14 protein-coding genes are annotated in these 14,673 nt (G+C 62.7%); 9 read left to right on the forward strand and 5 right to left on the reverse strand.

Annotation, left to right across the window (positions count from 1 at the left end; genetic code table 11):
• Positions 1-2 precede the first annotated feature (2 nt).
• From PQR08_RS34770 to PQR08_RS34810, 9 genes are read left to right on the forward strand one after another with little or no spacing between them, the layout of a single operon-like run.
• Positions 3-863, forward strand: a complete 861-nt coding sequence (locus PQR08_RS34770) for an alpha/beta fold hydrolase (RefSeq protein WP_250486387.1) — start codon at positions 3-5, stop codon at positions 861-863.
• Complete coding sequence (locus tag PQR08_RS34775) at positions 860-1,720, forward strand: IclR family transcriptional regulator (RefSeq protein ID WP_250486388.1); 861 nt, start codon at positions 860-862, stop codon at positions 1,718-1,720. The genes PQR08_RS34770 and PQR08_RS34775 overlap by 4 nt, the downstream gene beginning before the upstream one ends.
• Complete coding sequence (locus PQR08_RS34780; protein ID WP_238295527.1) at positions 1,717-2,526, forward strand: SDR family oxidoreductase; 810 nt, start codon at positions 1,717-1,719, stop codon at positions 2,524-2,526. Before PQR08_RS34775 ends, PQR08_RS34780 begins: the two co-directional genes overlap by 4 nt.
• Positions 2,519-4,186 (forward strand): thiamine pyrophosphate-binding protein, encoded by a 1,668-nt coding sequence (locus PQR08_RS34785; protein ID WP_250486389.1) that lies wholly within the window; start codon positions 2,519-2,521, stop codon positions 4,184-4,186. The genes PQR08_RS34780 and PQR08_RS34785 overlap by 8 nt, the downstream gene beginning before the upstream one ends.
• The gene (locus PQR08_RS34790; protein ID WP_250486390.1) at positions 4,179-5,003 is read left to right on the forward strand and encodes an aspartate dehydrogenase; all 825 of its coding nucleotides are present in this window, start codon (positions 4,179-4,181) and stop codon (positions 5,001-5,003) included. Before PQR08_RS34785 ends, PQR08_RS34790 begins: the two co-directional genes overlap by 8 nt.
• Positions 5,004-5,018: 15 nt before the next feature.
• Positions 5,019-6,509, forward strand: a complete 1,491-nt coding sequence (locus PQR08_RS34795) for an aldehyde dehydrogenase (protein WP_250486391.1) — start codon at positions 5,019-5,021, stop codon at positions 6,507-6,509.
• A gap of 10 nt (positions 6,510-6,519) precedes the next feature.
• Complete coding sequence (locus PQR08_RS34800) at positions 6,520-7,485, forward strand: VOC family protein (protein WP_035500218.1); 966 nt, start codon at positions 6,520-6,522, stop codon at positions 7,483-7,485.
• On the forward strand, positions 7,478-8,695 hold the full coding sequence (locus tag PQR08_RS34805; protein WP_250486392.1) for an NAD(P)/FAD-dependent oxidoreductase: 1,218 nt from the start codon (positions 7,478-7,480) through the stop codon (positions 8,693-8,695). Before PQR08_RS34800 ends, PQR08_RS34805 begins: the two co-directional genes overlap by 8 nt.
• A 28-nt stretch (positions 8,696-8,723) precedes the next feature.
• Entirely contained in the window at positions 8,724-10,142 is a 1,419-nt protein-coding gene (locus PQR08_RS34810) for an MFS transporter (RefSeq protein WP_404978692.1), read from the forward strand.
• 129 nt (positions 10,143-10,271) lie between these two features.
• Here the strand turns inward: PQR08_RS34810 and PQR08_RS34815 are convergent, their stop codons facing one another.
• The 5 genes from PQR08_RS34815 to PQR08_RS34835 form a co-directional block, all read right to left on the reverse strand.
• Positions 10,272-10,553, reverse strand: coding sequence for a PAAR domain-containing protein (locus PQR08_RS34815; protein WP_238218107.1), 282 nt, complete (start codon positions 10,551-10,553; stop codon positions 10,272-10,274).
• Between the two features lie 31 nt (positions 10,554-10,584).
• Entirely contained in the window at positions 10,585-11,478 is an 894-nt protein-coding gene (locus tag PQR08_RS34820) for a DUF4123 domain-containing protein (protein WP_250486393.1), read from the reverse strand.
• Complete coding sequence (locus PQR08_RS34825) at positions 11,475-13,520, reverse strand: T6SS phospholipase effector Tle1-like catalytic domain-containing protein (protein ID WP_250486394.1); 2,046 nt, start codon at positions 13,518-13,520, stop codon at positions 11,475-11,477. The genes PQR08_RS34820 and PQR08_RS34825 overlap by 4 nt, the downstream gene beginning before the upstream one ends.
• A complete protein-coding gene (locus PQR08_RS34830; RefSeq protein WP_408163892.1) occupies positions 13,517-14,107 on the reverse strand; it encodes a DUF3304 domain-containing protein in 591 nt (196 codons plus the stop codon). Before PQR08_RS34830 ends, PQR08_RS34825 begins: the two co-directional genes overlap by 4 nt.
• Positions 14,108-14,251: 144 nt before the next feature.
• The coding region (locus PQR08_RS34835; RefSeq protein ID WP_408163894.1) for a DUF3304 domain-containing protein at positions 14,252-14,673 on the reverse strand (422 nt) is incomplete at its 5' end.

Below are 14,673 nucleotides of genomic sequence, written 5' to 3' on the forward strand. Positions count from 1 at the left end.
CGATGAACATCGAGACGCTCGCGCGCTTTCCGGACATGCACATCGATACCGCGCACGGCATCACGGCTTATCGCGAGGCAGGTGCGTCGCATCTGCACACGCTGCCCGTCGTGTTGCTGCACGGGATCGGGTCGGGCGCGGCGTCGTGGGTTCGGCAACTCGATGTGCTCGGCGCGAAGCGTCGCGTGCTCGCGTGGGATGCGCCGGGTTATGGCGTGTCCACTCGCGTGGCGAATGAATCGCCGGTTGCTTCCGACTATGCGAATGCGCTGCGCGCGTGGCTCGATGCGCTGGACATCACGCGTTGCGTGCTCGTCGGTCATTCGCTCGGCGCGATCGTCGCGGGCTCGTTTGCCGCAAGTCTGCCGGAGCGTGTCGCGGGCTTGCTGCTGATATCGCCCGCCGCGGGTTACGGCGCTGCATCGAAGCAACTGCGCGAAGCGAAACGCGATGCGCGTCTGAAGATGCTGAACGAACTCGGTCCGCAAGGACTCGCACGCGAGCGCAGCGCGAACATGGTCTCGCAATACGCCGATGACACCGCCCGCGAATGGGTCCGCTGGAACATGGCGCGCATCGTCCCCGAAGGCTACGCACAAGCGACGCATCTGCTCGCGAACGCGGACCTCGCGGCGGATATCGCGCGCTTTCACGGACGCATCGCGGTGGCGGTCGGCGCGGAAGACGCGATCACGCCGCCCGCCGCGTGCGCGCCCATCGCGCAGGCCGCGCACGTCAGCCTGCAAGTCATGCCGCGTGCCGGACACGCGGGTTATGTCGAATCACCCGCCGCCTATACGGCGCTGATCGATTCGTTTTGCCAGGGCATCGAATGTCACATGAAAGACGGAGTACCGCAATGACATCCATCGCCACCGAAGAAGCCGACAAGGGCGAACCGACTTACATCGTGCCGGGCCTTGAACGCGGACTGAAGATTCTCACCGAGTTCTCGCCGCGCGAACCCGTGCTCGGCGCGCCGGAACTGTCGCGACGCCTCGGCATTCCGCGCACGACGGTTTTCCGGCTGCTGCAAACGCTCGAATCGCTCGGCTTTCTGGAGCGCGCCGACAAGGACCGCAACTATCGCCTGGGCGTGGCCGTCCTGCGCCTCGGCTTCGAATACCTGAGCTCGCTCGAACTGACCGATCTCGGCCTGCCGATCATCGAAGCGTTGCGCGATGCGACCGGCCTCACGAGCCACATCCTGATTCGCGATGGCCGCGATGTCGTGTTCGTCGCGAAGGCGCAGAGTCACACGCCGATCTTCAGCTCGGTGAAGGTGAACGTCGGCACGCGCCTGCCCGCGCACGCGACGACGCACGGTCACGTTCTGATGGGCGATCTGTCGATCGATGAATTGCGCGTGCTTTATCCGGAACAGCATCTGGAGCGCTTCACGAAGTCGACGCCCGAGACCGTGGAGGAACTGTTCGAGCGCGTGAAAGAAGACGCCGAACGCGGCTATGCGACGAGTCAATCGTCGTTCGAGCGCGGCATTTCGGTCGTCACCGCTCCGGTTCGCAACGACACGGGGCGCATCGTCGCCGTCATCACGACGACGATCCCGCGTCCGGAAATCGATGCCGCATTGCTCGGCAGCGGCCTCATCGACAAGGTTCGCGAAGCCGCCGATGCGCTCTCGATGCGTCTCAACTATCGTCCGGCCGCGCGCGCTTCAGCGTCGAGCCGATACATGAAGTCTCTGGGGTTGCAATGATTCAGATCGATCTTTCAGGGCAGGTCGCGGTCGTGACCGGCGGATCGTCGGGCATCGGCTACGCGACGGCGCGCCTGTTCTTGCAGGCGGGCGCATCGGTGGCCATTTGCGGACGCGACGGCGAACGGCTCGAAGCAGCACAAGCCGCGCTGGCAAAAGAATTTCCGCAAGCGCAATTGCTCGCGTCACGTTGCGACGTGCTCGATGAGAACCAGGTGAACGCCTTCGCGTCACGCATCGAGGAACGCTTCGGCCGCGTCGACATGCTGGTGAACAACGCGGGACAAGGCCGCGTGTCCACCTTCGCCGATACGACCGACGACGCCTGGCGCGACGAACTGGAGCTGAAGTACTTCAGCATCATCCGCCCGACGCGTGCCTTTTTGCCGATGCTGAAAGACGCGCCCTCGCCCGCGATCGTCTGCGTGAATTCGCTGCTCGCGTTGCAGCCGGAGCCACACATGGTCGCGACTTCATCGGCGCGAGCAGGCGTGCTGAGCCTCGTGAAATCGCTCGCGACGGAACTCGCGCCGCAACGCATCCGCGTGAATTCGATTCTGATCGGCATCGTCGAATCGGGGCAGTGGAAGCGGCGTTATCAGGACTATTTCCAACAGGCGCAAGAGCCGCGTCAAAGCTGGCAGCAATGGACCGGCGAACTCGCGCGCAAGAAGAACATTCCGCTCGGCCGCTTCGGGCTTCCCGAAGAAGCGGCGCAGGCGCTCTTTTATCTCGCAACAACGCTGTCGTCGTACACGACCGGCAGCCATATCGATGTTTCCGGAGGCTTTGCTCGTCATGTCTAAGAAAACCACGGTCGGCGAACTGATCGCCGCGTTCCTCGAACAATGCGGTGTGCGCACGGCGTTCGGCGTGATCTCGATTCACAACATGCCGATCCTCGATGCGATCGGCCGTCGCGGCAATATCCGCTATGTCGGCGCGCGCGGCGAAGCGGGCGCGCTGAACATGGCCGATGGCCTCGCGCGTGTCTCGGGCGAACTGGGCGTCGCGTTCACGTCGACGGGAACCGCCGCCGGCAATGCGGCGGGCGCAATGGTCGAAGCCCTGACCGCCGGCACGGCACTGCTGCATGTCACGGGGCAGATCGAAACCGAATATCTCGATCAGGACCTCGCGTATATCCACGAAGCGCCCGATCAGTTGTCGATGCTGCAATCGATCTCGAAGGCCGCGTTCCGCGTGCGCACGATCGAAACCGCATTGCCGACGATCCGCGAAGCCGTGCGCGTCGCGCTGACCGCGCCTGCGGGACCGGTGAGCGTCGAGATTCCGATCGACATCCAGGCCGCCGAAATCGAATGGCCCGCCGATCTGGCCGCGCCGCACGTCGGTTCTCTCACGCACGACAGCCTGCGCGTGAAGCAACTCGCCGATGCGCTCACGAACGCAAAGCGCCCGCTGCTGTGGCTCGGCGGCGGCACGCGTCATGCGAAGAGCGCGGTCGAGCGGCTGGTGAAGCTCGGCTTCGGCGTGGTGACGAGCGTGCAGGGACGCGGCGTGCTGCCGGAAGATCATCCGGCGACGCTCGGGGCGTTCAACGTGCATCCGTCGGTGGAAGCGTTCTACAAGACGTGCGATGCGCTCGTCGTCGTCGGCTCGCGTCTGCGCGGCAACGAAACGCTGAAGTACAAGCTCGCGCTGCCGCAACCGCTCTATCGCATCGACGCCGATGCGCTCGCCGACAGCCGTGGCTATCGCAACGAACTGTTCGTGCATGGCGACGCATCGCGCGTGCTCGATGAACTCGCGACGCTGCTCGAAGGCCGCATCCGTATCGATCCGGCGTTCGCGGGCGATCTCGCCGCCGCGCGCGAAACGGCGGTCGCGGAAGTATCGAAGGGACTGGGACCGTACAAGCGTCTCGTCGATTCGCTGCAACGCGCGGTCGGACGCGATTACAACTGGGTCCGCGACGTGACGATCTCGAACAGCACGTGGGGCAATCGCCTGCTGAAGATTTTCAATCCGCGCGCGGGCGTGCATGCGCTCGGCGGCGGCATCGGCCAGGGCATGCAGATGGCGATCGGCGCGGCGCTCTCGGGCGCGGCGAAGAAGACCGTCGCGCTCGTCGGCGATGGCGGTTTGATGGTCAATGTCGGCGAACTCGCCACGGCCGTGCAGGAGAAGGCGAACGTGATGATCGTGCTGATGAACGATCAATGCTATGGCGTCATCCGCAACATCCAGGACGCGCAGTACGGCGGACGCCGCATGTTCGTCGATCTGCATCAGCCGGATTTCGCGCAGTTCTGCGCGAGTCTCGGGCTCGCGCATCGCCGCATCACGTCGCTCGATCAGGCCGATGACATCGTGCGCGAAGGACTCGCCATCGACGGTCCGGTGCTCGTCGAAGTGGACATGCTGTCGGTCGGCTCGTTCGCGACCGCGTTCGCAGGCCCGCCGGTGAAGAAGGAAGAGCCGAAGGAGCCCGAATATGCGTGATCCTCGTCACGCACAGCACGCGATCGATATCGCGATGATCGGCTTCGGCGCGATCGGCAGGGCGGTGTTCCAGGCGCTCGATAACGATCCGCTCGTGCGCATCTCGCATGTCATCGTGCCGGAGCGCGATCGCGACTACGTGCGCTCGGTGCTTGGCGATCACGTCGATGTCGTGTCGCATGTCGATGCGCTCGCGAGCCATCCCGAGTTCGCGCTCGAATGCGCGGGACATGCGGCGCTCGTCGATCACGTCGTGCCGCTCTTGAAGTCGGGCACGGATTGCGCGGTCGCATCGATCGGCGCGCTGTCCGAAGCCGGCCTGCTCGATGCGCTCTCCCGCGCCGCCGACGAAGGCGCGGCCACGATCACGCTGTTGTCGGGTGCGATCGGCGGCGTCGATGCGCTCGCGGCAGCGAAGGAAGGCGGCCTCGACGACGTGCAGTACACGGGCCGCAAGCCGCCGCTCGGCTGGCTCGGCACGCCCGCCGAAAGCGTGTGCGATCTGAGGTCGCTGACGGCCGAGAAGGTCATTTTCGAAGGGACCGCACGCGATGCCGCGCGGCTCTATCCGAAGAACGCGAACGTCGCGGCGACCATCGCGCTGGCCGGTCTCGGGCTCGACGGCACGCGCGTGCGGCTGATCGCCGATCCGGCTGTCGAGCGCAACGTGCATCGCATCGTCGCGCGCGGCGCGTTCGGCGAGATGTCGCTCGAAATGTGCGGCAAGCCGCTGCCGTCGAATCCCAAGACATCCGCGCTCACCGCGTTCAGCGCGATCCGTGCGTTGCGCAATCGCGCCGCGCGCTGCGTCATCTGAAGGAGTTTTTGAACGATGAATCATCCCGACACTTCGCTCGTGACGTCCGGCGATATCTTTATCGGCGGCGAATGGCGCCAGGGGCGTGGCAATCAGTACGCGAGCATCTATCCCGCCGATCAGAGCGTCAACGCGGAAATCAGCACGGCGAACGCCGACGATGCGCGCGAAGCCGTCGAGATCGCGGATCGTGCTTACCGGAAGGCCGACTGGGCCGGATTGATGCCGCATCAGCGGGCCGCCGTTCTGCATCGCATCGCGAGCCTGATCGAAGCGCGCCACGAAGCGCTCGCGCAATTGCAGCGCCGCGACAACGGCAAGCCGATCAGCGAAACGCGCGCGCTCGTCACGAGTGCGGCCAGCACGTTCCGCTACTTCGCGTCGTGCCTCGAAACGCTCGAAGAAGAACTCACGCCTTCGCGCGGCGACTATCTGACGATGAGCGTGCACGAGCCGCTCGGCGTCGTCGCGGCGATCACGCCGTGGAATTCGCCGATTGCTTCCGACGCGCAGAAGCTCGCGCCCGCGCTCGCCGCAGGCAACGCCGTCGTGCTGAAGCCGGCCGAAGTGACGCCGCTCGCATCGCTGGCACTCGCGCGCATCTGCGAGGAAGCGGGCGTGCCGAAGGGCGTCGTCAGCGTGTTGCCGGGCAAAGGTTCCGTGATCGGCGATGCGCTCGTGCGGCATCCGCTCGTGAAGAAAGTCGCGTTCACGGGCGGCACGGAAGTCGGTCGCGGCATCGCGCGGCTCGCCGCCGAGAAGCTGATGCCGGTGTCGCTCGAACTCGGCGGCAAGTCGCCGACCATCGTGTACGCCGATGCCGATCTCGATCACGCGGTGAACGGCGTGCTCTACGGCATCTTCAGTTCGTCGGGTGAATCGTGCATCGCGGGTTCGCGGCTCTTTGTCGAGCGCAAGGTGTATGGCGAATTCATGGCGCGGCTCGTGGATGGCGCGAGGAAGCTGCGCGTCGGCGATCCGACGCGCGAGAACACGCAGATGGGCCCGCTCATCACGGGGCAGCATCGCGAAAGCATCGAGCGCTTCGTCGCGCTCGGTCTCGAAGAAGGCGGCACGCTCCTGTGCGGCGGCGAGCGTCCCACGGGCGACGGCCGCGAGAAAGGCTTCTTCTATCTGCCGACGATCATCGAAGGTCTTAGCAACGATGCGCGCATGTGTCAGGAAGAAATCTTCGGACCGGTGCTCGCCGCCTTGCCCTTCGACGACGAAGCCGCGCTGCTCGACCAGGCGAACGATAGCGTGTTCGGCCTCGCTGCGGGCATCTGGACGCGGGACTACAAGCGCGCGTGGAAGATGTCGCGTGCATTGAACACCGGCACGGTCTGGATCAACACCTACAAGCAATTTTCGATTTCGACGCCTTTCGGCGGCTGGAAAGACAGCGGCATGGGACGCGAGAAAGGCCGTCTGGGTCTGCGCGAATACATGCAGCAGAAGAGCCTGTACTGGGGCTTGAACGATGCCCCGCTGCCGTGGGCGAACTGAAGGAGTTGCCATGACGATTCTCGGCATTGAACGAATCACATACGGCGTGACGGACCTCGACACCTGCCGGCGCTTTTTCGCCGACTGGGGCCTGAAGGAAGTCGCGCACGACGAAACGCGCGCGCGTTTCGAAACCCTGAACGGCTGCGAAGTGCTGCTCGCGCTGTCCGATGACCCCGCGCTTCCGCCCGCCTTCGAAGGCGGTCCGACGCTGCGCGAAGTCACGTGGGCCGTCGCGACGCGCGAAGAACTCGATGCACTGCGCGGGCGCTTCGCGGGCCAGCCCGGACACGTCGAAACGGATGACGCGGTCGGCTGCATCGATCCGAACGGCATGGCGATACGCGTCGAAGTCACGAAGAAACGCGACATCGACGTGAAGGGCTCGCCTTCGAACGTGTGGGGCCAAACCCTGCGCGTCGATACGCCGAGTCCCGTGTACGAGCGCGCGGAGCCGGTGGAAGTGGGACATGTCGTGTTCTTCACGAACTGCGTCGCGGAGCAGGAGAAGTTCTATCACGAGCTGCTCGGCTTCGAGACGTCGGATCGATATCCGGGCCGCGGTGCGTTCATGCGCTGCGCGCCGCACGGCGGCCATCACGACCTGTTCCTTTTGCAATTGCCCGACGGCAAGCGCGGCCTGAATCACGTCGCGTTCACCGTGCGCGATATCCACGAAGTATTCGGCGGCGGCCTGCACATCAGCCGCTGCGGCTGGACGACCCAGCTCGGGCCGGGACGTCATCCGGTTTCGTCGGCGTACTTCTGGTACTTCAAGAATCCGGCGGGCGGACTCATCGAGTATTACGCCGATGAAGACGTGCTCACGCCCGAATGGCAGCCGCGCGATTTCGAGCCCGGCCCGACCGTGTTCGCGGAATGGGCCGTCGATGGCGGTCTCGACGGCAACACGCGCCGCCAGAAAGACGCGAAGGCGCCGGAAGGCAAGTTCATGACGGAGCGCAAAAATGGCTGATCTTCAAACGGTCGTGGTGATCGGTGGCGGACAGGCGGCGGGCTGGATCGTGAAGACGCTGCGCAAGGAAGGTTTCGATGGCCGCCTCGTGATGATCGCCGACGAGATTCATCTTCCCTACGAGCGCCCGCCGCTGTCGAAGGCCGTGCTCGCGGGCGATGCGGATATCGACACCGTGCGCATCGTCGATCACGACGCGTTCGCCGAGCTGAATGTCGAAGCGTGGCAGCCGGAATGCGCGGCATCGATCGATCGCGACGCGCGCATCGTGCGCACCGCGAGCGGACGCGAAGTGCACTACGACCGCCTCGTCATCGCGACGGGTGGCGCGGCGCGGCGTCTGCCGGAGTCGCTCGTGAAGACCTCGCATCTCGCCTATCTGCGCACGCTCGACGACGCGATGCTCATCGGCAAGCGGTTGCGCGAGAGTCATAGCAAGCGGCTCGTCGTGATCGGTGGCGGATGGATCGGCCTCGAAGTCGCGGCGACAGCGAAGAAGCTCGGCGTCGATGTGACGGTGATCGAAGGCGCGCCGCGTTTGTGCGGACGTTCGGTGCCCGAAAGCGTGTCCGATTTTCTGTTGAAGCTGCATCGCGATAACGGCGTGGATGTGCGGCTGAATGCATCGCTCGTGTCGCTCGAAGACTTCGGCAACGGCGTGCGCGCGCAACTCGCCGACGGCACGACGGTCGATGCCGATTTCGCGGTCGCGGGCATCGGCCTCGCGCCGCATACGGCGATCGCGGAACGCGCGGGCATCGACGTGAACGATGGCATCGTCGTCGATGAATTCGGCGCGACCAACGATGCGCATGTGTTCGCGTGCGGCGATGTCGCCAATCATCCGAACGCGTGGCTCAAGCGCCGCGTGCGCCTCGAATCGTGGGCGAACGCGCAGAACCAGGCGATCGCGACGGCGCGAGCGGTGCTCGGCGTGCGCACGCCGTATGCCGAGATTCCGTGGTTCTGGTCGGATCAGTACGACGTGAACCTGCAGATTCTCGGCGACATTCCGGCGGGCGCGGTGCCGGTCGTGCGCGGCGATCTGGACGCGCGTCGCGCGTCGCTGTTTTTCTTCGAGGGCGATGCATTGCGCGGCGTCATCGCGATCAACGCGACGCGCGATCTCAAGGTCGCGAAGAAATGGATGAGTCAGGGGCGCGCGGTCGATATCGCGGCGCTCGCAGACACCGCGAAAGCACTCGCATAACACACAGACGGGAGCAGGCATGAGGAGCATGGGCAATACGGCCGTTCAACACGGCGGCACCGCCACGACAGTCGCCGACGCGGCCACTGCCGCTCACGCGGTCACGAAGGGATCGATCATCGCGCGCATCGAGCGGCTGCCCGCCAACGCGATGCAGGTGCGCGCGCGTATCCTGATCGGCGCGGCGACGTTCTTCGATGGCTTCGATGTCATCGTCATCGCGGCGACGCTGCCGCTGCTCATCCAGAAATGGGGGCTTACGCCGGGGCAGGTCGGCTTTCTGATCGCTTCGGGCTCGATCGGGCAACTGATCGGCGCGTTCCTGTTCCCGTCGCTCGCGGAACGCTATGGGCGCGTGCGCTCCATCGCGTGGAGCTCGGGCATCATCGGCCTGACGAGCATCGCGTGCGGCTTCGCGCCTTCGTTCGCGGTGTTCGTCGCGTTGCGGATCGTGCAGGGGCTCGGACTCGGCGGCGAGTTGCCGGTCGCGGCGACGTACATCAACGAGATCACGCGTGCGCATGGACGCGGCCGTTTCGTGCTGCTCTATGAGATCGTGTTTCCGATCGGCCTGCTCGCATCGAACGCGCTCGGCGCGTGGATCGTGCCGCGCTTCGGCTGGGAAGTGATGTACTTCATCGGCGGCGTGCCGCTCCTGCTGTTCTTCCTGCTGCGCACGCTGGTGCCGGAATCGCCGCGCTGGCTCGGCGAACGCGGCCGCATGCGCGAAGCCGGCGACGCGCTCAACGCGTTCGAAGCCACCGTGAAGCAGCCGCTGCCGCCGATCGGCAATCTCGCCGAGTTCGAAGCGATGGCGAACCGTCATCCGAAGCGCCGCCGTCTCGATCTGATCGGCCCGGCGTATCTGAAGCGCACGATCGCGGTCGCGCTTCTGTGGATGACGTGCGGCGTGATTCAGTACGGCCTCTCGACGTGGCTGCCGACGATCTACAAGACCGTCTATCATGCGCCGTTGCAACTCGCGCTGAATCTGGCGGTGGCGGCGTCCGTGCTCGGCGTGATCGGCTCGCTGACGTGCGCGCTGATCGTCGACAAGGTCGGGCGCAAGCCGGTCATCAACTGGTCGTTCGTGTTGTGCGCGGTGTCGCTGGTCTGTGCGGGCGTGTTCGTCATGCAGTCGGTGTATGTGGTCGCGACGTTCTGCGCGCTCGCGCTCGGCTTCATGGCGTGCGGCTTCATCACCGCTTATGTCTATACGCCCGAGCTTTATCCGACGAGCATCCGCGCGTTCGGATGCGGCCTCGGTGGTGCATGGCTCAAGATCGCGGCGATTTTCGCGCCGGCGCTCGTCGGCAAGACGTTGATGGGCGGGAATATGAATGTCGCGTTTTATGCGCTGGCTGTGGTGCCGCTGGTTGCGGCCGTGGCGGTGCATTACATGGGGATCGAGACGAAGGGGAAGGTGCTGGAGCAGTTGGAAGTTTGATGCTTTCTTTGCAGGCCCGGCGGGTTGCACCGCCGGGTCTGAAATTTTGGCGCTATTGGAATTTCACGGGGACGGGGCGCGTCAGCAGATCGATGTAGAAGTTGAAGAATCGGTCGTTGTCCAGACGCGTCAGTCGCCCACGGCTGCTGACACACTTCCAATAAGTGTGCATCCACATTCTGTACGATGTCCGTGTAAAGCAACGGGCCTATCACCGATGATGAAGCTTGGATCCGCTTCAATGATCTTGTTGAGTCCATGCGGGCGACCGTCCGGATACTTTTCCGGGCAATCGACGAGGTCATGCAGGCGGGCAATCGGCTTATCGCCGATCGTATGTGTCTCCGAGCCAGTAACGACCTTGCCTCCGTGAGTAGTGGCGTCACCGACTACAATTATTTGCAGGGGCATATCGAATTCCATTGTGGATTGGTTGTACGTTTCATCCGGTCGTTACCGCAAGGAGCTTTTCCTGGTTACGGGCAATGTCATCCCAGACAGCCATCGGTATTCGGCTAACGGTTAGCCTGAATGCCTCACCCGTGCTTTTTCGTTTCAACAAGGCTTCGTGAACGCTTCTGTGGCGATCAAACGCCGCGCCATACAGATAGCTGTATTGACAAAACAGCAGACGATCACCCGGCTCCGTGATTTCCCATTGCAAGGCTCGGCGATAGCGGGGCAGAAAATCGGTGAAGCGTTCGAGATAAGGGCGCGTGCCGTCGACCGCCTCGTTTTCGATCAGCACCGCCAGCAACTCGTCCGGCTCCGTATACGCCATCAGTGCATCCGTCTCCGCCTGATCGAGGCGAACCAGAATCGAATTGCAGATCCGGCCCGTTGGCTGCGAACCAGTCTGAATACGTTGCCAGTTCTCGTGTCGTCCGCGAACCGTCCACCGCTCGATCGGTCCCATGAACATCTCGCGAACTTGCTTGCCCCAGATGTCAAGTACCGCGCTGGTATTGCGCGGGTCGAAGAAACGGATCATCGCCGTCATGTTGTCGCCGATCTCGGCGAAGAGAAACGCCTGAAGATGCGTGATTAACGAATCCGGATCGACGCGGCTTTCGAGCAGGGACAGACATGGCGTGTGCAAGTCGATCCGATCGAGTTCCATGAACCAGTCGGCGCGCGTGTCGGAAATGGGCACGAGGAACAGCGACGCGCGATCCATTTCCTCTTCAGGCAAACCCGCATAAACAGAGCGGAAAGCCTCGCCCGATTGCATGAGCAGCGCATGGATCTGCTCCGGACGAGCCGCAGCATCCACGAGGCCGTACAGGCGAGAACGCGATTCGCGGTTTGATCTGACCGACGAGCTTTGACTCATCATGCAATCTCCGTCCGCTCGGCGTTGGCCGTAGTATCGACACCGTGGTCCTGATTCAACTCGAGGGCCACCTTCAATGGATCGATGCCCAACCAATGAGAGCGATCATCGTTTCCTTGGAACACGACTCGCGGCCAGAAATAGCCACCCGGCGCATTCTCGCGGAACCAGGGCACCTTGAACCAGCAACGGCTGTCGTGAATGAGGTCGTCATACAGCGCGACCACATCGGGTTGCGACGCGAATCTGTCGACGGCTGCATCGGAAGTACATTCGCGCATGAACGGGAGAACGTCTTGTACCGGCTTGAGCACAACATCGTCATTGGGATCGAATATGACGAGTCTGGTCGCGCCATTCAATCCGGTTCTCAATCCCCGCTCGACAATCCTCACGTTCGGTGAATCGGAGGGCGCCGCGTGCTCCACGCGCGGCAGATCCACCGGCAAGCTCGGATCAATATGCCAACGCGGGCGCTGCGCAGGGTCGAGATACACCAACAGCAACTGCATTTCCTCCGCGCCCTGACGCAGGTCTCGTTTGTCGTTCGTGGGCATATCCGATGGTGCTTCGCCTGGCCGGCTGGTGTTGGGCCGTGATCCGGGCTCAGCGGGCTTTCGATCGGGATGCGCAATCTCACCCGTCAGTTCTTCGGTACGCTTCCTTTGTTTGACTATCAGGTCGTCGATCTGATCCGACAACTCGCGCGCATCGGACAGCGAATAGACGTTGCCGCTCGCGCCGTTCGCACGTTGCTTCGATTGGGCCTCCCTGAGCTGGTCGCTCAGCGCTTGTGATTGTGGATCAGTCTTCTGTGCTTTCTCTACCCTATTTTGAAGCTGGAACGGCGAATATCCGTCTTCCTGGGCGCGTCGGTAAAAGGGCTGTTCGGTGACATACTGGCCTCCCGGTTGCGCACGCATCGTGCGCCACGCGAGCATCTGGCGCATGCCGAACTGCATAGCCTCTTCAAACTTCGTGATTGGCGGAGCGGCCAGGCGCCATGCGTTGAACGTCTTGATCGTTGTCGGATCGATCTTGAAGTCGTTCTTTGCCAGAGCCGGCATGGCGTCACTAGTATTCAGCGGCACGCCTGCGTTGAGCGCGGCAATGTACATGTCATGCAGCGGAATCTGGCTCAGTTTGCACGAATCGAGACCTTTGCCATCGCTGCCGCAAGCCTTCCCCTGCTCGCCCGGGCCGTATCCGCCGCCGACATCGGAATGCACGCCGGGATAGGCCACCTCAACACGATTACCGCTCCCGTAGTTCTCCCCCATCCGGATCGAATCCAGCGCGAAGGCCATGCGTTGCTCATGGATGGAGAACGCGTGGTAGCAGCAGCGGACCTCCGTCGGGATATTCATGGCGCCATTGGCGGCGAAGGCCGTGCCATTTAACTGGAATATCCAAGGAAGCGAAGAGTGACCGGCTGCGCCGAAGTTGAACATGCTTCGGGTCGCGTCAGGCAAACCCACTGCCGCCACCGTGTCGAACAGTCCCATGAAATTGACCGTGTACGGCAAAGCAGACTGGCCCGTGCCCGGTCCGATCTTGCCATCAGGTGCCCATTCGTTGATGAGCTTGTGCACGAATGCGCGTGCCGCAGCCGCGCCGCGTGAAAAACCGATCACGTTCACATAAATCTGCCGAACTGTCTGCGGACGACGACCCTCGTCGACCCACCGATTATCGAATCCGGCGGCCATTGCTTTCCCGCCTGTCGTGTAGACATTCTCACCGATTTTTTCGAACGGCGTGCCGACGCCGGGGACATACCATGCGAACACACCATCTTCAGGGGCATCTATCGCTGCATTGAACAGCCTCGCCACATTCGTGTGCGTCAGTACCTTCGAATCCCGCCAAACGCCGTTGTCTTCTGCATCGTTGTTGTTGGTACCGTCGAAGAACAGTGTCACGTGCAATGTCAGCGGGCATGACATCGTCGGGTCGGCCACCAGCACCTTGCCAAGCTGAGATGCGGTCTTGCTTTCCGGAAGGCGTCCAACTTCCGGCATGAGATCAGGCCATTTCACGTTCATTGTGCGTTTCCATTCTTACGATACAGCCGATTCCATTCTTCATCGAGGGTTCCTTTCACGATCAGCGGATCGTCGTCAGGCGGACGATTATTCGGATTGTTTCCCCCGTCACGATTACCATCGACGATCATCAGGCGCACACGATCGCCAGGGAGGAAAACTAACCAGGCTCCCGCTGTATGATTGCCGTCGTATTGAGCTATCTGGACGTTCTCCGCTTTGTACCAGTAGCCCCAGGTCTTGCCGTCCTGCTTTTTGTCGACCAGCCACCGGACCGTCAGTCTGAGGTCAGGCTGCCACACGGCGGGATACCTCAGGCAGCACGTTGCTTTGCCGCCTCCCGAGGGGCGCCCGTTTTCTTTGACCGGCATGACATTGGGACCGCCGCCGGAGATATTCGATTCTTTCGGCCCCTCAATCTCAGCGGTATGGATGTACCAAGGCGTGTAGTTCAGCATCTTGACGTCGCCGCTGTTCAGCGCCCGAGGGTCCTTGTCTGACCACGACTTCGCAGAGGTGCAGGATGCGAATAACACGAGCGCTGCCGTGAGGGAAAAACCGCAAAACAATCGAATTGGGATTTTCATATGTTCGTGTCCCTGTAAAAGCATGCCGCTAAAGCAGAACGGTTCATTCTTTAACCTCCGCTAGCACCTTGCCACGTTGCGATTCGTTCTTGCATTGAGAAAGGCCGCCGCCTTCCGGCATAAGATCAGGCCATTTCACGTTCATTATTGAAGTCCTCGCGCTACGCCATTTGGAAACCGCTCGTTCCACTCCGTGTCCACTATGCCTTTTACGATCAACGGGTCATCGTCGGGGGGGCGATTATTCGCATTGTTGCCGCCGTCATGGTTGCCATCGACCACCATCAGACGCACTCGATCGTCCGGAAGGAAGATCAGCCAGGCTCCAGCCGTGTGATTGCCGTCGTACCGCGCTATCCGAACGTTCTCGGCTTTGTACCAATTACCAGGTGCCTTGGCGCCGAGCCTTTTGACGTCCTTAAAGACCAGCCAGCGCACCGTCAGCCTTAAATCAGGCTGCCATACAGCGGGGTAGCTCAGGCAGCACGTTGCTTTACCGCCTCCCGAGGGGCGCCCGTTTTCTTTAACCGGCATGACATTAGGTCCGCCGCCCGAGATACCCGATC

The sequence above is a fragment of the Caballeronia jiangsuensis genome (assembly GCF_046030135.1).
GTDB lineage: Bacteria > Pseudomonadota > Gammaproteobacteria > Burkholderiales > Burkholderiaceae > Caballeronia > Caballeronia jiangsuensis.